This window comes from Pedobacter sp. 22226 (assembly GCF_052045455.1).
In the GTDB taxonomy this organism is placed as follows: Bacteria; Bacteroidota; Bacteroidia; order Sphingobacteriales; family Sphingobacteriaceae; genus Pedobacter; species Pedobacter jeongneungensis.
In genome coordinates this window covers 64,354-82,659 of the sequence record NZ_JBQEPB010000014.1, presented here as the reverse complement: position 1 = coordinate 82,659, position 18,306 = coordinate 64,354, and the positions used below count along the sequence as shown (strand labels likewise).

Here is an 18,306-nt window from a genome sequence, read left to right as displayed (position 1 = left end):
TAAAACTAGAGATGACGAAAATTCACCCTGCCTTTTATTTAAACGCTTACTAAGCTTTCTTCTTGTAATAAGATTTGCAACAAAAAAATCAGTTTGATAAACCAAAGGAGATGACGTTACTTAGTAACATTGATAATAATAAATAAGGAATGTTATACCCAATTCCATAATTTTTCTATCTTTGGTTTTTAATGAATTTCCTTTATCCGGGCTTTCTTTTCGCACTAATATCGGTTGCCATCCCGGTTATCATTCATTTATTCAATTTCAGGAAATTTAAAAAGGTTTATTTCTCTAACGTTCAGCTTTTAAAAGAGGTAGAACAACAAAATTCATCAAAAGAAAAGCTTAAAAACCTGCTCATTTTACTCTCTCGGATTTTAGCGATCATTTTTTTGGTACTGGCATTTGCCCAGCCTTATATTCCAGATCATAACCAAAAAACTACTGCCGTAAATAATGTGGTAAGCGTTTATATCGATAATTCTTACAGTATGGAAGCCATAAATAAGGATGGTAACCTGCTCGATGAAGCCAAACGCAGGGCGAAAGAACTCGTTAAAGGTTTCGGCATTAACGACCGCTTTCAGCTTTTAACAAACGATTTTGAAGGGAAACATCAACGGTTATTAAACGAAGAAGATTTTTTAAAAGCACTTGATGATGTAAAAATCTCTGCAGCCAACCGCAATCTTCAGCAGGTATTAAACAGACAGGCAAATATTTTAACCGGAGCAGGAAACAAATACAGCTTTTTGATTTCTGATTTTCAGAAAAATATCTCCACCACTAATAAACTCGAAACCAAAACCGATATTCAATATTCATTCTTAAAACTGAATGCCAATACTTTGCCCAATGTGGCCGTTGATAGCGTTTGGGTACTTTCGCCAAACCACCAACCAGGTGCTAACGAGCGTTTAGTGGTGCAGTTAAAGAATTATTCGGAAGAAGAAGCTAAAAATATTCCCTTAAAATTAAGCATCAACAATCAGCAGAAAGGTTTGGGTGCAGTAACTATTCCTGCAGGAAAAACGGTAAAAGACACTTTAAACTTCTCCGGACTCACCGCCGGATGGCAAAAAGGGATCATTTCTATTAAAGATTTCCCGGTAACCTTTGATGATACTTTGTCGTTTAGTTTTAAGGTAGATCAAAATTTTCCGGTTTTAAGCATCAACGGACCAAATGCCGGCAATTATATTAAAGCTTTATTTGCAGCCGATAACTATTATAAACTTACTGAAAATGCCGAAAGCAATGTAAATTATAGCAGTTTTGCCAACTATGGCCTGATTGTTTTAAATGGATTAAAAAATCCTTCAACGGGTTTGGCACAGCAGCTTAAAACCTATCTCAACGCAGGCGGAACCGTGGTGCTTTTTCCTGACCTTGATGCCGATATTCAAACATATAACTCATTTTTAAGTGGATTATCTTTACCAGCACTCCAGTCGCTTAATACTACCGCCACAAAAGTAGACCAGATTGACCTTCAAAACCCGATTTTTAAAACTGTTTTTGAGGAAATTCCTAAAAATTTAGATCTTCCGGCAGTTACCCGTTATTATTCTTTTGTAGAAAGCAACACTTCCAATAAAGAGGATATTATGACCCTTCCAGGTAGAAAATCATTTTTCTCGAAATATGGAATAGGTAGCGGGCAGGTTTATTTATCTGCTTCTGGTTTAAATGTAAATGATGGCAATCTGGCCCGTCACCCGGTTTTCGTACCCTTAATTTACCGTGTTGCTTTGAGTGGTGGAAACGAAGCCCCCTTATATTATAATCTTGGCAATGATAACGCTCTGGCCAGCAAAAAGATTGCCTTGGGTAAAAACCAGACCTTAAAAATTACAGCCGATCATTTTGAGGCTATTCCCGAAATCCGTCAGGCAGATGGTAAAACCCTGATCTATATTGCCGATCAGGTTAAAAATGCAGGATTTTATAACTTAAAACTTGCTGATTCCTTACTTGCAGTTTACAGTTTTAACAACGGCCGTACAGAATCTGATATGCATTATTTGAGCAAACCAGAACTGGAACAATTGGCCGGTAAAAACAACCTTAAAATATTTGATACCGATAAAGATGCCGTTAAATTAATTGCCGGCGCTAATAAAATCGGGCAGACATTATGGAAACTTTGCCTAATTTTGTCGCTGATTTTTATTGCAGCAGAAATTTTGCTCATCCGATTTTTTAACAACACAAAAAGAACAATATGAATCTCCTGGTTAAAAATGTAACCGTTGCCGATCCGCAGAGTAAATTTAACAACCAACTATGCGATGTTCGGGTTGAAAATGGTACAATTAAAAACATAGGTAAATTAACTGCCGGTAAAAACGAAACCGTTTTCGATGCTCAGGGTGCCTTTTTAACGCCTGGTTTTTTTGATTTAAACTGTGTGGCTGGCGATCCGGGTTTCGAAACCAAGGAAGATATCTACACACTTACCGAAACTGCAAAAGCGGGCGGATTTACGGGTCTGGCCCTTTTGCCACAAACCAGTCCGGTTGTGCAGTCAAAATCTCAGGTAGAATATATCATCAACAGGGCCAAAAATAACCTGGTTGATGTTTTTCCGGTTGGCGCCATCAGCCAGAACCGCGAAGCCAAAGAACTTGCTGAACTTTTCGATATGCAACAGGCCGGCGCAGTGGCTTTTTCGGATGGAGATAAGGCCTTGCAGGACGATGGTTTCATGAGTCGCGCCTTGCAATACGCCAAAGGTTTTGATGCGCTGTTAATGGTTTATCCCGAAAATAAATCAATTGCTGGTAAATCGCAGATCAATGAGAGCAAAAATTCTGTGCTTTTGGGCATGAAAGGTTTGCCCGCTTTGGCCGAAGAAATGCACATCGCACGTGATATTTTCCTCGCTTCTTATAACGAAACCAAAATCCACATCAGTAATATCTCAACTGCGGGTGCTGTAGCTTTGATTCGTAAGGCAAAAAAAGACGGCGTGCAGATCTCTTGCGATGTAACCGCGCATCACCTCGTATTCACCGAAGAACTTTTAAACGATTTCGATAGCAATTACAAGGTTAAACCACCATTACGTGGCAAAGCTGATGTAAAAGCTTTAATTGCTGGTTTAAAAGATGGCACCATCGATGCCATTACCTCGCAGCACCGTCCGGAAGAAATTGAATTTAAAAATGTAGAGTTCGAAATTGCCCATTATGGGATGATTGCTTTACAAACCGTATTACCCTTATTATTAAAAGCCGGGTTAGACAGTGCTTTAATTGCCGAGAAATTAGCCATTAATCCACGTAAATTATTAAATTTAGCTGTTCCGGTGATAGAAGAAGGTGCCAAAGCCAACTTTACGGTATTTAATTCGACCGAAAAGTGGTTGTACAATGCAGCTAGCAACCTTTCCAAATCGGCAAACAGCCCATTATTGGGAACTCAGCTTACTGGTAAAGTAACGTTGGTTTATAATAATAATCAGTATTCGGAGAGTTAGTTGAAAAGAGCTTAACTGCCATTACTATATATAGATGCTGAAATAAATTCAGCATGACGGATCGATGTAATGATCTTAAAATCCTGTAATCTTAAAAATCTTAATTATGGATAATAGAGTAAAAAAAGCACTAAGTGCCGCCATTAATCAGTATGCTGATGTTTCGGCCATTAATGTAGAAGGTTTTGAAACAGAATTACTGGCTGCTTTTGAACTGGATGTTAATTTTTTAGATAAAGCAGAAGCTTTTGATGCCGTTTTCGATACTTATCCGAAATTTGAAGAACTGCGTGAGGTATTTTTCGATTTATTGATGGTAAACTTCTTTAGCAGCGACGTGCAGAAACTGGAAGACGATTACCTGGAAAGCGACGAATGGGCAAATATTGAAGAAGAAACCATTGATAGGGGAACCGAGCTTTTAAACCTTTTACTTTACATAAAAGAGTGTAAGGATGAGGATCTGGATCCTGAATTAGGTGATTTCCTGAAAGAATTTTTGCTGGTAGAGGATGATGAATTTCAGGATGAGTTTGAAATTTATGAGGAATTAATCAGCAACCAGCAACTGGCAGAAAGCAGTGTAGAAGAAATTTGCAAAACTGCCGAAAAATTAAATATCAGCGAAGAAATGCAGGAATTATTCGTGCCTTTTATGGCCTTTTTCCTTGATGTTGAAGGAAGCGCAGAAACCACAAAAGAATTAATTCAATTTAGCAGTAACAAATCGTTCGATTCTGCTACTTATATATTAATTACAACAATTAATAATTAAACTAAAATTTAAAATTATGGACAAGAGTGCTCTTATTTCCAAATTATCGCTTAAAAACGGGTTTATGCTTGCGGCGGTTTCGGTAGTATTATCGTTAACCCTGCATTTTATAGATCCGGTATTAGTGTACACCAGTTTTCTTGCCCAGGTAGGCATATTTGTTTTATTTATTGCGCTGCTTGTTGTAGTAGGAATCAATATTCGCAAAGAAATAGGTGGTTTTTGGACATTTGGAGAAGCTTTTAAAGCTTTTTTAATTATTTCGCTTATACTGGCCTTAACCGCAACACTTTATAATGTTGTACTGATGAAATTTATTGATCCTGATCTTCCTGCTAAGGCTGCTGCAGCAATTGAAGATGCGCAACGTGCAATGATGGAAAAATTCGGTATGGCCAGCGAGCAGATTGATGAAGCTATGGCTAAAGCAGGTAATATGCAGGAAAAACTAGAACCTACTTTTAAAAATATCTTTACAAGCTTTGGCGTTTCATTAGCCTTATACGGCGTACTTTCTTTAATTCTATCTGCAATCTTAAAGAAAAAAGAACCGGTAAGGTTTGACTCGTTTCCTAAAGAAGCTTAATTTCCTTTATAAAATTTTGAACGTGCAGGTTTTATCATTAATTTGATAAAGTTTGCACGTTTTAATTTATATAACATACTGAATGCAAGATTTATATATTATTTCTGGTTGTAATGGCGCTGGTAAAACAACAGCATCCTTTACGGTTTTACCCGAAATGCTAAATTGCAGGGAGTTTGTTAATGCTGATGAAATTGCCCGTGGAATTTCTCCATTTAAACCTGCAAGTGTTGCCATTCGGGCAGGTAAAATTATGCTGAACAGAATTGAAGAACTGCTGAACCAAAAGGTCGATTTTGCCATCGAAACTACACTAACCACAAAATCTTACCTAAATACAATTGAAAAAGCCAAATCATTGGGCTATCAGGTTACCCTGTTATTCTTTTGGTTAAATGACGTAGAGCTTGCCATTGAAAGGGTTAAAACGAGGGTACTAGAAGGTGGGCATGATATTCCTGAAGATGTAATCCGGAGAAGGTATAAAAAAGGAATAGAAAATTTACAGCAGTTTACCAATGTTGCAGATTACTGGTTAATTATAAATAGTTCTAATGGCGATCTACAATTTATTGCCGAAGGAAATTTAAAAAATGAAATCACTATCTTTGAAAGAAATACCTGGTCAAAATTTAATTTCTTATCAAATGGAAAATAACAATATTGAGTTAAGAGAAAAAATACGCTTAGGTCTTAATCTGGCTTTCAAAAAACTGGTTGCCTATAAAGCAAAGAACGATGGTGTTTTAGTTTTCTCCGATCAGGGAAAAATTGTGAAAGTAAAAGCTAAAGACATTAAATTATAATTAAGATCAAAAATTTTGAACGTGCAGGTTTTATCATTTAATTTGATGAAATTTGCACGTTTTAATTTTGTAAAGGATTTGGTTGGGAAAATCTCAAATCTCAAATCTCAAGTCTCAAATCACTAAATGGATATATCAGTTGTAGTACCCTTATTTAATGAAGATGAATCTTTGCCCGAATTAACGGCCTGGATTGATAAAGTGATGATTGCCAATAATTTCAGCTATGAGATTATTTTGGTTGATGATGGCAGTACCGACAGATCGTGGGAGATAATTGAAGAACTAAGGCTTCAAAATCCTGCTATAATAGGCATTAAATTTAGACGTAACTACGGTAAATCTGCAGCTTTAAATGTAGGTTTCGAAGCTACAAAAGGCGATGTGGTAATCACCATGGATGCCGATTTGCAGGATAGTCCGGATGAAATACCAGAGTTGTACCGTCGCATCAAGGAAGAAAAACTCGACCTTATTTCTGGCTGGAAAAAGAAACGTTACGATCCGATTACCAAAACTATCCCTACCAAACTCTTCAATGCGGCTACCCGTAAAATGAGTGGCATAGAACTGAACGATTTTAACTGTGGCTTGAAAGCCTACCGTAGCGATGTAATCAAAACGATTGAAGTTTATGGCGAAATGCACCGTTATATCCCGGTAATCGCCAAGTGGGCAGGCTTTGGTAAAATAGCCGAGCAGGTGGTAGAGCACCGCGCACGTAAATACGGAACAACCAAATTTGGTTTCAGCAGGTTTATCAATGGCTTTTTAGATTTATTGTCGATCTTCTTTGTAGGTAAATTCGGTAAACGCCCCATGCACTTTTTTGGCTCTTTAGGGGTGTTAAGTTTCTTTTTGGGAATTATCATGTCGCTTTACGTCCTGATAGAAAAGCAAATTTTAATCTGGAAAGGCCTTGCTTACCGCGATGTAACCGATCAGCCGTTGTTTTATTTATCATTGGTGGCCATTGTTGTAGGTTCGCAGATGTTCCTGGCAGGCTTTATAGCAGAACTCTTATCGCGTAACGCACCCGAAAGAAACCAGTATTTGATAGAAAAGGAATTAAGGTAGAAGGCGGGAAGGCGGAAGGTTTATCCGCCCCTGTACCCTCAATCTTTAAACCCTCAACCTTCAACCTCCAAAAAATGTTTTTCTCCATTATAATTCCCCTTTACAATCGTCCACAAGAAATAGACGAGCTTTTGCGCACCTTAACCAAACAGACTTATTTGCAGTTTGAGGTGCTGGTAATTGAAGATGGCTCCAAAAATGATGCAAAAGCCATTGTAAATAGCTATGCAGATAAACTGGATGTAAAATATTATTTCAAGGAGAATGCCGGACAAGGCTTTGCCCGTAATTTCGGATTTGAAAGGTCTAAAGGAGATTATTTTATCATTTTTGATTCAGACATCCTCGTTCCCGCCGATTATCTCGAAATCGTTAAAAATTATCTTTACGAGCATCATTTAGATGCTTATGGCGGTCCGGATGCAGCGCACGATAGCTTTACGCCAGTGCAAAAGGCTATTAGTTATGCTATGACATCGCCTTTCACAACCGGCGGTATCCGTGGAAATAAGCAGCATGTGGGCCAGTTTCATCCACGCAGTTTTAATATGGGGGTTTCCCGCCAGGCCTGGGAAAAAGTTGGCGGTTTTATTTTAACCCGTCTGGGCGAAGATATCGAGTACAGTATCCGCATACACGAAAATGGTTTCAAAATCGGTTTAATCCCCGATGCAAAGGTTTATCATAAGCGCCGGACAAGTTTTAGTCAGTTTTATAAGCAGTTACACTTTTTCGGCAGGGCCAGGATCAATATTTATAAACATTTTCCAAAAGAATTAAAACTGGTGCATTTTTTTCCTGCTTTATTCACACTGGGCTTTGGTTTCACCATTTTGTGTAACTTTATCTATCCGCCACTGGCATATGTTTGTAACTTCTTCTTATTGATTTACTTTATGTTGATATTTTTTCATTCATGGTCTGTAAATAAATCGTTAAAAGTTGCATTTTTGAGCATTATATCTTCATTTATTCAATTAACCGCTTATGGTTTAGGATTTATACAGGATTTATTTAAACGCGTGGTATTCAAACAACAATGATCAATTACCTAAAAGAAAGTACGTTTGCCGTTAATGATGTAATGCAGAAAGCATGGGGCATCACCAAAAAACACTATTTTTCGATTGCTACGCTATGCTTTCTGATGTTTATCACGGCAAGTGCATCCAGCTTAATGGCTTTTTTTATTAAAGATGTAAGCAAGGCATTGAGTGTAATAATGGTAATCATTTTTGTGCTGCTGTACTTTACCATTAACCTTTCGTTGTTTAAGTACATTTTCCATTTAATGGATGATGAAGAAAGCGATGTTAAAATTGTAGATACCTTGCCAACCAGGCTGCAGATTATCAGGTTTTTGGTGGCTACACTTTATTTTGTGGCTTGTATCCTGGGCGTTTATCTTGTGGTGATTTTGGTTGCCTTTCCTTTCATTTATACTGGAATTAACATATCAATTGTTAAAAATGTAGCCATATCAGTAGGTATTATTGCTATTTTTATTACCTGGTTACGGATTTCTTTCTTCCCGTTTTTTATTATTGATAAAGGCGCAACCCCATTCGATTCTATCAAATTGAGTTTGGCGACTACAAAAGGAAACTTCACCAAAATTTTATTGCTTTTGGTTGTTTTAGGTGGTGGATATTTGATTTATCTGTTGCTAAACTACCTGCAATGGCCCTTAGTTGCCTTCATTGTAAATATTTTAAGCTCGTTTATCATTGTTCCGCTATCGAGCGTGGCATTAACCGTAGCTTATCGTAAAATTTCAGGCGAGTACAAAGGCGACGAACACCCGGATATTTTACATAATATTGTTTAGTATGGCAGAGTTAATAGATCGGATACTTAGCAATTTGAATAATTTTGCTGAACTGGGAAGACAAAGAGCCTTCGAATTAGGAAATCCATATTATTACCAGGTTGAAGAAGACGGTGAATATTGGAGAAAGGAAATGCCTGATGGAAGAATTTTTTTGGTATTGTTCGAAGTGAAATATGATGAAGCTGGGCATTCTGTTGCAATTGTTGATACTTATGAAAGACTGTTAAACTAACCGATATGGCAAATCCGAATCTTTTTGTGATTACGGGGCCTAATGCCGCTGGTAAATCTAGTTTTATAAGGAGCAGGTTGAATGAATTTTCAAGGTTTGAGGTGATCATGACAGATGTTTATAAAACAAGAACCAGGGAAGTTTTTTATAGTGCTTTGAAGGAAAAAAAGAATATTGTTTTTGAAACAGTATTTAACAACATAGCCTTTAAGGATTATATTGTAGACGCCAAAAAGGCCGGTTACGAAACCAATTTGATTGTGTTATTTTTAAATAGCCCTCAACAGTCATTAAATAGAGTTGCAACGCGGTATTTGGAACAAAATGGTTTAAACATTACTAAAGGTAATGTAGGTATAAATTTCAACGAAAATTTTAAAAATGTAGCTTTTCACCATTATTATTTTGATCAAGCTGATTTTATTTACACAGGAAATAAAAATAGGAATGAAAAGATTATGACATTAAGAGGACTGGAGATATGGGATTACCACTCAAATAACCATCAATTTATACAACTATTCGCTAAATATGCATTTAGCAATGATAGATTAAGTGAAACAGCTTTTTCTATCATTAATAAGAATATAGATTTCTCAAACATTTAATCATTCCAAATTCAATCATTAAACATGGGATTAAAAGCAGCATTAAGTAAACCCTTTGCAGCATTTGCGGTTTGGCAGATCAACAAATGGAAAAATAATGCCGTTAATGCTCAAAATAAAATATTAAGCAAGCTGGTTGATGAGGCTAAGAATACCGCTTTTGGAAAAGATCATCATTTTGAAGAAATAAAAAACTACGCTGATTTTAAAAAACATGTTCCGGTACAGGATTATGAGGGCTTAAAACCTTATGTAGATCGTGTAGTAGCAGGCGAAGCCGATGTGCTTTGGAAAGGTAAACCTCTTTATTTTGCCAAAACATCAGGTACTACTTCAGGAGTAAAATACATTCCGCTTTCTAAAGAATCGATGCCCGAGCACATTAAAGCTGCCCGGAATGCCATTTTAACTTACATTAACGAAACAGGAAAAGCTGATTTTGTAAACGGAAAAATGATCTTTTTACAGGGTAGTCCGGTTTTGAGTGTAAAACATGGAATTAATGTGGGGCGCTTATCAGGCATTGTGGCACATCACGTTCCTGCATACCTGCAAAAGAATCGTTTGCCTTCTTACGAAACGAATATTATCGAAGATTGGGAGCAAAAAGTAGATGCTATTGTAGACGAAACCATTAACGAAAACATGACTTTGATCTCCGGAATTCCACCCTGGGTACAGATGTATTTCGATAAACTTTCTGAAAAAGCAGGAGGTAAGAAAATTGCCGAAATATTCAGGAATTTTAGTCTGTTTATTTATGGTGGAGTAAATTTCGAGCCGTATAGGGCAAAAATTGAGCAAAGAATCGGCAAAAAGATCGATGCCATTGAAACATACCCCGCTTCAGAAGGATTTATTGCTTATCAGGATTCGCAGAATGATAAAGGCTTATTATTATTGGCAGATGCAGGGATTTTCTACGAATTTGTTCCGGCTGATGAATACTATAACGATAATCCGACGCGTTTATCACTTGCAGAAGTAGAACTGGATACCAATTATGCCCTGATTTTAAATACCAACGCAGGTTTGTGGGGCTATAGTATTGGTGATACGGTGAAGTTTGTTTCGAAGAATCCTTACAAAATCGTGGTCACCGGACGGATAAAACATTTTATTTCTGCTTTTGGCGAACATGTAATAGGGGAAGAAGTAGAACAGGCGATTTTAAGTGTAGCAAACGAAGAAAAAGTAGAAATTACAGAATTTACAGTGGCGCCACAGGTTAATCCGCAAGCTGGGCAACTGCCTTATCATGAGTGGTTTGTAGAGTTTTCTTCTGCACCTAAAGATTTGGCTGCCTTTAGTAAAAAGGTGGATGAGGCTTTACAAAAGAAAAATATTTATTACTTTGACCTGATTGAGGGTAACATCCTTCAGCCATTAATAATACGTACTTTGCAAAAAGATGCCTTTGTAAATTACATGAAAAGTGAGGGAAAATTAGGCGGACAGAATAAAGTGCCAAGGTTGAGTAATGATAGGAAACTGGCAGATGGGTTGGAGAAATATATTGTTTAATTGTTAAATGGCTAAATTGCTACAAAGTGCTGAGTTAATGAAATTATTTAATTGTTTAGCATGGTGCAAATGAAAATTGCTAAATTATTATTGATAATTAACGGTTTAACAAGATGGAAAAGAATTATTTACAATTAGATCAGATAACAGCATATACAAAATCCTTTCATCTTAGCAATTTGGTTTGGGATTTGGTCGTAAATTGGGATAGTTTTGCAAAGTACACTATTGGGCAACAGTTTGTTGATGCTGTTGATTCAATTTCTGCTAATATTGCTGAAGGTTTTGGCCGCTATCATAAAAAAGATAAGGTCAAGTTTTATTATTATAGCTTTGGTTCAGTTAAAGAGTGCTTAGACTGGAACGAAAAAGCAAAAGTTAGGAAGTTGATAGATGATGACACGTATTCAAAGATTTTTGCCACTTTGGAAATCTTACCTAAAGAAATTCATCAACTGATAAAATTTACAAATGAAAGATTAAAAATTTAACCCAAAGCTGCTGCAGCAATTAAATTTTTGATACGAGAGAAAGAAAAACAATTGAACAATACTACAATACAACAATCTGTAAAGAAAATAACCATACTAGGTTCTACAGGAAGTGTAGGTACACAAGCACTGGAAGTGGTAAGGGATCACCCCGATACATTTAAAGTTGTTGTACTCTCCGCATTAAAGAATTCTGAATTATTGATTCAACAAGCGCTGGAATTTAAACCAGCTGTTGTGGTCATCTGCGATGAAAATAAATACGCTGAAGTTAAAAATGCTTTGTCAGGATTTGGTATAAAAGTTTTAGCTGGCGAATCAGCTTTATCAGAAGTTGCATCTTATGCCGATAGCGATGTGGTGCTTACCGCATTAATGGGCTCAGTAGGCTTAAAACCTACCATTGCTGCTATAAAAGCTGGTAAAAACATTGCCCTGGCCAATAAAGAGACCCTGGTTGTAGCAGGCGAACTCATTACACAATTGGCTGCAGAACATCAGGTGAAGATTTTACCTGTTGATTCGGAGCATTCGGCCATTTTTCAGTGTTTGGTAGGAGAAGAGCAAAATGAAATCGAAAAGATTTATTTAACGGCCTCCGGTGGACCATTCCTCGGCAAAACCAAAGATTTCCTGTCAACCGTTAAAAAAGAGCAAGCCCTAAAACATCCAAACTGGGTAATGGGCGCTAAAATTACCATTGATTCTGCCTCCCTGATGAACAAAGGTCTGGAAGTAATCGAAGCAAAATGGCTGTTTAACCTCGATGTAGATCAGATTGATGTCATCGTGCATCCGCAATCTATCGTACATTCCCTGGTACAATTTACCGATGGTTCAATGAAAGCGCAAATGGGCGTTCCGGATATGAAATTGCCCATTCAGTATGCTTTAAATTATCCCGATAGGCTAAAAAACAATTTTAAGCGTTTTAACTTCCTGGAATATCCAAACTTTAGCTTCCTGAAAGCAGATATGGAAACCTTCAGAAATTTAGGCTTAGCGTTTACTTCCTTGAGAAAAGGAGGGAATATGCCTTGTATTTTAAATGCAGCAAATGAAGTTGTTGTAGAAGCATTTTTGAACGATAAAATCGGTTTCCTGCAGATGAGTGAGGTAATTGAGCAATGTATGGAAAAGATTGGTTTTATAGAAAAGCCACAATTGAGTGATTATTTAGAAACTGACAAACATAGCCGTATCTTAGCCGGCGAATTAGTAACAAAAAGTATAGTTTAACATCTAACATAAAATTTTATAAGAAAATATGAATGGATTGATTATGGCGGGGCAGCTGCTGCTCGGATTGTCTTTATTGGTAATATTACACGAATTAGGGCATTTCTTGGCAGCCAGGGCATTTGGTATTAAAGTAGAAAAGTTTTATCTGTTTTTTGATGCCTGGGGTTTCAAACTTTTTAGTTTCAAAAAAGGTGATGTTGAATATGGAATAGGATGGCTGCCATTGGGTGGTTATGTGAAAATTGCGGGAATGATTGATGAGAGCATGGATACCGAACAAATGGCATTACCTGCACAGCCCTGGGAATTCCGCTCAAAACCAGCCTGGCAACGCTTAATTGTGATGTTGGGCGGTATTATCGTGAACGTAATTGTTGGTATTTTTATTTTTTGGATGTTAACCTTTAACATTGGCCAAAATTATACGGTTAACAGCAAATTGAATGATGGTATTTCGGTTGGAACGATCGGTAAAGAAATCGGCCTGCAGAATGGGGATAAAATTTTAGCCATTAACGGCAATAAACTGATCCGTTTTGAAGATGCCATATCGAGTAAAGTCTTATTTGATGGTGCACAATTAACGATTCTGAGAGAAAATAAAACCCTTTATATCTCGGTTCCTGATACCATTTTAAATAAAATATCGAAAAACGATAAAGAGAATTTTATCTCTCCGCGTTACCGGATGCAAAGCGTTGATAAGGTAAGCGCGCCAGATGAAAAGGCTGACAAGCCTTCATTTTTTGACAAACTTTTTGGCAGGAAATTCGAAAAACCGGTGTATCCGGCCTATGCTGCGGGTATTAAACCTGGCGATAGCATTTTAGCTGTTAACGGTAAGCCCATCACTTTCTTCGATCAGTTTAAAGAAGAGGTTTCTAAAAATAAATTGAAACCGGTTACCATTAATGCCCTTCGTAAAGGAAAAGAAGTTACTTTTGATCTTAAAGTAAGCAAAGAAGGTACAATCGGGATTATTCCTAACCTAAGTACGCCAGAAACGGCGCATGTGGATTTTGGTTTTATTGAGTCTTTCCCGGTTGGGGCAAGCATGGCCTGGAGCACTTTTGTAGATAATGCAAAAGGTATTGGTAAAATGATTACCGGTAAATTGAGTGCACGTAACATCAGCAGCCCGATTGGTATTGCAAAAGTTTATGGCAGTACGTTCGACTGGGTTAAATTCTGGACTTTAACAGGATTGATTTCGATGGCTCTAGCATTTATGAATTTATTGCCTATCCCGGGTTTGGATGGAGGCCACGTAGTGTTTCTTTTGATCGAAATGATACAGCGTAAGCCTGTAAGCGAAAAAGTGCTGGAAAAGGCACAAATCGTGGGTTTTGTTATCCTGATCTGCTTAATGGTGTTTGCTTTTGGTAATGATATTTTAAAATCCTTCGGTAAGTAAAACCAAATTGATATAATTGCCGCAGATGCACAGATTTGATTATTCAAACTGTACATCTGCGGCTTTTTAATTTAAGAACATCATGAACGAAGCAACCCAACAGCCTGATTATTTCGAATTTTACGATCTTCCAATACAGTTTAACCCTGATCAAAATGCGGTTAAAGCAAAGTTTTATGCTTTGAGTAAGCACTTTCACCCCGATTTTTATGCCAATGAAAGCGAAGAGAAGCAGCAGGAGGTGCTCGATTTATCAACTCTGAACAACAAGGCATACCAAACACTAAGTAATGCTAAAAAACGCTTAAAATACGTATTGGAATTAAAGGGTATTGTGGCAACAGATGAAGGATATCAATTGTCGCAAATGTTTTTGATGGAAATGATGGATATCAACGAAGCTTTGATGGACCTGGAATTCGAACCTGATGCAGAAAAGCTGGCGCAGGTAAAACGCGATGTTGAAACTATAGAAAAAGATTTGAAGAATGAACTGGAAGACTTAATAAATCAGTTCGATAAGGATCCGGAAAATTCTGAGGCACTTTTACCTTCATTAAAAGATAATTTTTATCGTCAGAAATACATTGACAGGATTAGGGAAAGAATAGATGGATGATGTAAGATGGAAAATGGATTAAGTCCTATGTCAGAGGTCTGATGTCCGAAGATAGCTATTCTCATAATTGCCTCATTTCGAGCGGAGTGTAGCGAAGTCGAGAAATCTACCTCTAGATAATCTCTCTGTTCTACTACCGATTAAGAATCGGTAAAGGTGGCGTTTCAGTTGAGATGATGGTTTTTTTATTTAATTTGTCAAATAACTACGACACCTAAGATTAACGTTGCGCGCTCTGCGCCTTCACTCTGCGTCCTTCGGTTAAAAATGGATGATTGAATTAGTCCGAAGTCAGAGGTCCGATGTCTGGAGATAATGTTGTATCGAATCAGGCTTAGCTTTGCGGTTAAATATGGAAAATGTAAAAGGGCAGATGGCTGACGTATTGAATCCGACAACTGAAGATAGATCTCTCCGTTTCGTTTCGCTTCAGTTGAGATGACGAGTTTATCTACTGGAGTATGTTAATGATATCGATGACATCCTTCCTTCAAATTTTAGCACTTAAATCTTACACCTTCTGCCTTCAACCTCTGTAAAACACTCAATTGTCAAATCATTTTTTAATTTTTGTTAACCACCAGCTTTGTTTTACTTTCGGAACAAACAATCAGATCAATGAACAGTTCCCTTTCTATTTTCCGTAAAGTAGCCGTAGCCGAAGGAATATCCTATCTGCTTTTATTATTTGTAGCTATGCCATTAAAATATTTCGCAAATATGCCGCTGTATGTAAAATATACGGGATGGGCGCATGGTTTGTTATTTGTGCTTTACGCCGCAACATTGGTATTGGCCTGGCAAGAGCAAAAATGGAAATTTGGTAAGACATTATTAATCTTTGTGGCTTCTCTGCTGCCTTTTGCACCATTTATTGTTGACAGGAAGTTGAAAGATGAGCGAGCTGAAAATGCAAGTGGCATGCAATAAAACAGTTATGAATTAATTGAAAATAATTTTTGGATTTTAACTTTCAATTTCTACATTTGCAACCCCGTCCAACAAGAATGCCCGGATGGCGGAATTGGTAGACGCGCTGGTCTCAAACACCTGTGGGAAACCGTGCCGGTTCGACTCCGGCTCCGGGTACTTATCGGGCTCAAGCCCAAAAAACCTTAAAGGGTTGCTCATTAAAAAGCAACCCTTTTTGTTTGATTTTCAGTATGTTGTCGTTGAGCGTTGGTCAATAAAAGCGGTTCTAAACATATCATTTTCAGAATGTGAGAAATTACGCTTCCGGAGAACATAAACTCAAAAGTATGATGTGGGGCACGGGCTTTCAACGTGCGCAGGCTACATTCCACCTATGCGAAAGATATGCGCGTGAAGGAACTGTTCGGCTAAACTGATGAAATGGCCGGAAGGCCATTTCATTTCCGAAATTCTCCGGACGCGCTCCGCGCGTAAAGCAAAATACCTGTCATTCAAATGTCGAAAGGTCGTTGAATTTTAACTGGATAGCGCCTAAACTCCGTTTTGTGTTTTTAAATTTTATAAGGCTTTTAGCATACACTAACACAATAAGTATAATTCATTAAAAAATATTGTTGCATTAAGGCTGTCCACTTCCTCCTGCTGCGCCATATATCTGCCCGGTAGAATAACTGGCATCGTTAGCGGCAAGTTGCACATATATCGAAGCCAGTTCAGCTGGTTGCCCTGGCCTGCCCAGTGGGGTTTCTTTTCCAAATTCCTTTAATTTTTCGGGAGTGGAACCTCCTCCCATCTGCAATGGTGTCCAGATCGGGCCCGGGGCTACGCCATTTACCCTGATACCTTTTGGACCTAATTGTTTAGCCAGTGATTTAATAAAATTTGTCGTTGCTGCTTTTGTCTGTGCATAATCGTAAAGGTCAGCTGAAGGATCTGTAGCTTGTACCGAAGTCGTCCCGATTATCGCAGAGCCTGGTTTTAAGTATGGCAATGCAGCTTTTATGATCCAAAACGGCGCATATATGTTGGTTTTGATCGTCCAGTCAAATTGTTCGGTTGTGATATCGGTGATAGAGGGATTACTCTGCTGACGTGCCGCGTTGCTGATTAGGATATCGAGACCACCCAATTCTTTGGCTGCAGTATCCACCAGTTTTTTGCAAAAGTCTTCATCACGTAAATCGCCTGGTATTGCAATGGCTTTTCTGCCAGCCTTTCTAATGAGTTCGACTACCTCTTTTGCATCGGGTTCTTCCTGTGGCAGGTAATTGATCGCTACATCGGCACCTTCACGTGCATAAGCAATGGCAGCAGCACGTCCCATACCTGAATCACCCCCTGTTATCAATGCCTTTCTTCCTGCCAGTCTGCCTGAACCTTTGTAACTGGTTTCACCATGGTCCGGTCGGGGATCCATTTTGCTTGCCAGGGCAGGCCAGGGTTGGTTCTGGTGGATAAAGGGCGGCCTGGGATATTTAGTCGTAGGATCTTCCAGAGGTCCTGAGGTAAAACTTTCCTCTTTAGTACTCGCCGAAGTAACCATTGAAGGGGCTAGGGATAACGCTGCGATACCAAGGCCCAGGCCCTGTACAGCTTTTCTTCTGCTGATAATCTGATTTTCCATAAAAATATTTTCTAGGTAAAATTAGAACCCTGCTTCTTTTCCAATAGTTTTGATTTTTTAAAATATCTGGTGATTGACTTACGATCACCTTATAAGATTACGACTTATGCTTAAAACCATTCTTCTGCGGGAAGTGTTCTTATGATAAAAAATATCATGGAAGAAAATAAAGAAGCAAAGGACCAGGAAACCCAAAAGGACAATAGCCAGTCACAACAGAGTCCGAACAAAGAAAAAGAAGTGGATGACAATGAAGTGCAGCGTGGTTTAACAGGCGAAACCGATGACGAAGAAGATGTTGGCGGAGACCTTGCAGGAAATGCTGGTGGAAATACCTAGATTTCTCCTTTTAAAAGTAGGGGTTAAGCTCGGGATTTGTCTGAATTGTATCTCAATTGAATAAAAGCCCCGATTATCTGTTCATCCGGGGCTTTTATTCAATTATATAAGATGGAATGCATCGGTGCCGGTGTGAGATAAACCTGCCGCATTTCAGGAATGGCGTTTTACTTTGAATAAGTTATACCACAATCAGCTCACATTAAAGGTTTTAATTTATACCCTATAATTTAGTCATATGGAAGTTGAAACACATTTTTGATTACAGTTTTGACTTTCGGAAGAAGTCCGTTATCACTGCGTTTTTCTGCTAATAAATTCTCCACAAGCTGCATGATTTGCTGGATCGAGAAGGGTTTCTCCAGAATCGCATCGCAGCCATAATCAGATAGGGAAAGCAATATTTTCGTGTAAGCCGAAGTAATGATGATGGGAATGTATTCAAATCCATCGATAGCACGGATGGCGTTACAAAGCTCTCCTCCATTCCAATCAGGTAACATGTAATCCAGAATTACCAGATCAGGACGATTTCGCTCAATGTGGTGAACTGCTTCTTTTGGGTCGGTACTGCCGTTGCAGATATAGCCATGTAGCTTGAAAAGTTCCTGCAATGTTTCCAATAATGCCAGATCGTCTTCAACAATAAAAATTTTTCTTTTCATGATTTACTTCCTATTGTATGAGTATGTTGCTACTGTGATTTTCTCTCCCTAATATC

Annotated in this window: 20 protein-coding genes and 1 tRNA gene; 19 read left to right on the top strand and 2 right to left on the bottom strand. The window is 38.0% G+C overall.

Annotated elements, in window-relative coordinates; all coding sequences use genetic code 11:
• The first annotated feature begins 191 nt into the window (after window positions 1-191).
• The 18 genes from ACTJKC_RS25010 (at window position 192) to ACTJKC_RS24925 (ending at window position 15,778) form a co-directional block, all read left to right on the top strand.
• A complete protein-coding gene (locus ACTJKC_RS25010; protein ID WP_440796355.1) occupies window positions 192-2,231 on the top strand; it encodes a BatA domain-containing protein in 2,040 nt (679 codons plus the stop codon).
• A complete protein-coding gene (locus ACTJKC_RS25005) occupies window positions 2,228-3,484 on the top strand; it encodes a dihydroorotase (RefSeq protein WP_440796353.1) in 1,257 nt (418 codons plus the stop codon). The genes ACTJKC_RS25010 and ACTJKC_RS25005 overlap by 4 nt, the downstream gene beginning before the upstream one ends.
• A gap of 106 nt (window positions 3,485-3,590) precedes the next feature.
• A complete protein-coding gene (locus tag ACTJKC_RS25000) occupies window positions 3,591-4,259 on the top strand; it encodes a hypothetical protein (RefSeq protein ID WP_344849589.1) in 669 nt (222 codons plus the stop codon).
• A 16-nt stretch (window positions 4,260-4,275) separates the two neighbouring features.
• The gene (locus ACTJKC_RS24995; RefSeq protein WP_440796351.1) at window positions 4,276-4,845 is read left to right on the top strand and encodes a DUF4199 domain-containing protein; all 570 of its coding nucleotides are present in this window, start codon (window positions 4,276-4,278) and stop codon (window positions 4,843-4,845) included.
• Window positions 4,846-4,927: 82 nt separating this feature from the next.
• Window positions 4,928-5,503, top strand: coding sequence for a zeta toxin family protein (locus ACTJKC_RS24990; RefSeq protein ID WP_440796349.1), 576 nt, complete (start codon window positions 4,928-4,930; stop codon window positions 5,501-5,503).
• Window positions 5,493-5,651 (top strand): hypothetical protein, encoded by a 159-nt coding sequence (locus ACTJKC_RS24985; RefSeq protein ID WP_440796347.1) that lies wholly within the window; start codon window positions 5,493-5,495, stop codon window positions 5,649-5,651. The genes ACTJKC_RS24990 and ACTJKC_RS24985 overlap by 11 nt, the downstream gene beginning before the upstream one ends.
• Before the next feature lie 126 nt (window positions 5,652-5,777).
• Window positions 5,778-6,728, top strand: a complete 951-nt coding sequence (locus ACTJKC_RS24980; protein WP_440796345.1) for a glycosyltransferase family 2 protein — start codon at window positions 5,778-5,780, stop codon at window positions 6,726-6,728.
• 74 nt (window positions 6,729-6,802) lie between these two features.
• Window positions 6,803-7,771: a glycosyltransferase gene (locus tag ACTJKC_RS24975; RefSeq protein WP_440796343.1), complete on the top strand. Its 969-nt coding sequence runs from the start codon at window positions 6,803-6,805 to the stop codon at window positions 7,769-7,771.
• The gene (locus ACTJKC_RS24970; protein ID WP_344849601.1) at window positions 7,768-8,556 is read left to right on the top strand and encodes a hypothetical protein; all 789 of its coding nucleotides are present in this window, start codon (window positions 7,768-7,770) and stop codon (window positions 8,554-8,556) included. Before ACTJKC_RS24975 ends, ACTJKC_RS24970 begins: the two co-directional genes overlap by 4 nt.
• Before the next feature lies 1 nt (window position 8,557).
• The gene (locus tag ACTJKC_RS24965) at window positions 8,558-8,791 is read left to right on the top strand and encodes a hypothetical protein (RefSeq protein WP_440796341.1); all 234 of its coding nucleotides are present in this window, start codon (window positions 8,558-8,560) and stop codon (window positions 8,789-8,791) included.
• 5 nt (window positions 8,792-8,796) lie between these two features.
• Complete coding sequence (locus ACTJKC_RS24960; protein ID WP_440796339.1) at window positions 8,797-9,399, top strand: zeta toxin family protein; 603 nt, start codon at window positions 8,797-8,799, stop codon at window positions 9,397-9,399.
• Window positions 9,400-9,423: 24 nt separating this feature from the next.
• The gene (locus ACTJKC_RS24955; protein ID WP_440796337.1) at window positions 9,424-10,923 is read left to right on the top strand and encodes a GH3 auxin-responsive promoter family protein; all 1,500 of its coding nucleotides are present in this window, start codon (window positions 9,424-9,426) and stop codon (window positions 10,921-10,923) included.
• 113 nt (window positions 10,924-11,036) lie between these two features.
• Window positions 11,037-11,414, top strand: a complete 378-nt coding sequence (locus ACTJKC_RS24950) for a four helix bundle protein (RefSeq protein ID WP_440796335.1) — start codon at window positions 11,037-11,039, stop codon at window positions 11,412-11,414.
• A gap of 27 nt (window positions 11,415-11,441) precedes the next feature.
• Entirely contained in the window at window positions 11,442-12,653 is a 1,212-nt protein-coding gene (locus ACTJKC_RS24945; protein ID WP_440796333.1) for a 1-deoxy-D-xylulose-5-phosphate reductoisomerase, read from the top strand.
• 28 nt (window positions 12,654-12,681) lie between these two features.
• On the top strand, window positions 12,682-14,070 hold the full coding sequence (rseP, locus tag ACTJKC_RS24940) for an RIP metalloprotease RseP (protein WP_440796331.1): 1,389 nt from the start codon (window positions 12,682-12,684) through the stop codon (window positions 14,068-14,070).
• A gap of 82 nt (window positions 14,071-14,152) precedes the next feature.
• Window positions 14,153-14,689, top strand: coding sequence for a Fe-S protein assembly co-chaperone HscB (gene hscB / locus ACTJKC_RS24935; protein ID WP_440796329.1), 537 nt, complete (start codon window positions 14,153-14,155; stop codon window positions 14,687-14,689).
• Between the two features lie 618 nt (window positions 14,690-15,307).
• Window positions 15,308-15,619, top strand: coding sequence for a DUF3817 domain-containing protein (locus ACTJKC_RS24930; RefSeq protein ID WP_440796327.1), 312 nt, complete (start codon window positions 15,308-15,310; stop codon window positions 15,617-15,619).
• A gap of 79 nt (window positions 15,620-15,698) precedes the next feature.
• A tRNA-Leu gene (locus tag ACTJKC_RS24925) sits at window positions 15,699-15,778 on the top strand.
• Between the two features lie 463 nt (window positions 15,779-16,241).
• On the opposite strand, the gene ACTJKC_RS24920 is transcribed toward ACTJKC_RS24925, so the two are convergent.
• The gene (locus tag ACTJKC_RS24920; RefSeq protein ID WP_440796325.1) at window positions 16,242-17,246 is read right to left on the bottom strand and encodes an SDR family oxidoreductase; all 1,005 of its coding nucleotides are present in this window, start codon (window positions 17,244-17,246) and stop codon (window positions 16,242-16,244) included.
• Window positions 17,247-17,402: 156 nt separating this feature from the next.
• Here ACTJKC_RS24920 and ACTJKC_RS24915 point away from each other — a divergent pair, with 156 nt between their 5' ends.
• Window positions 17,403-17,585: a hypothetical protein gene (locus ACTJKC_RS24915; protein WP_440796323.1), complete on the top strand. Its 183-nt coding sequence runs from the start codon at window positions 17,403-17,405 to the stop codon at window positions 17,583-17,585.
• Between the two features lie 230 nt (window positions 17,586-17,815).
• Here the strand turns inward: ACTJKC_RS24915 and ACTJKC_RS24910 are convergent, their stop codons facing one another.
• The gene (locus tag ACTJKC_RS24910) at window positions 17,816-18,250 is read right to left on the bottom strand and encodes a response regulator (protein ID WP_440796321.1); all 435 of its coding nucleotides are present in this window, start codon (window positions 18,248-18,250) and stop codon (window positions 17,816-17,818) included.
• Between the last annotated feature and the right edge of the window lie 56 nt (window positions 18,251-18,306).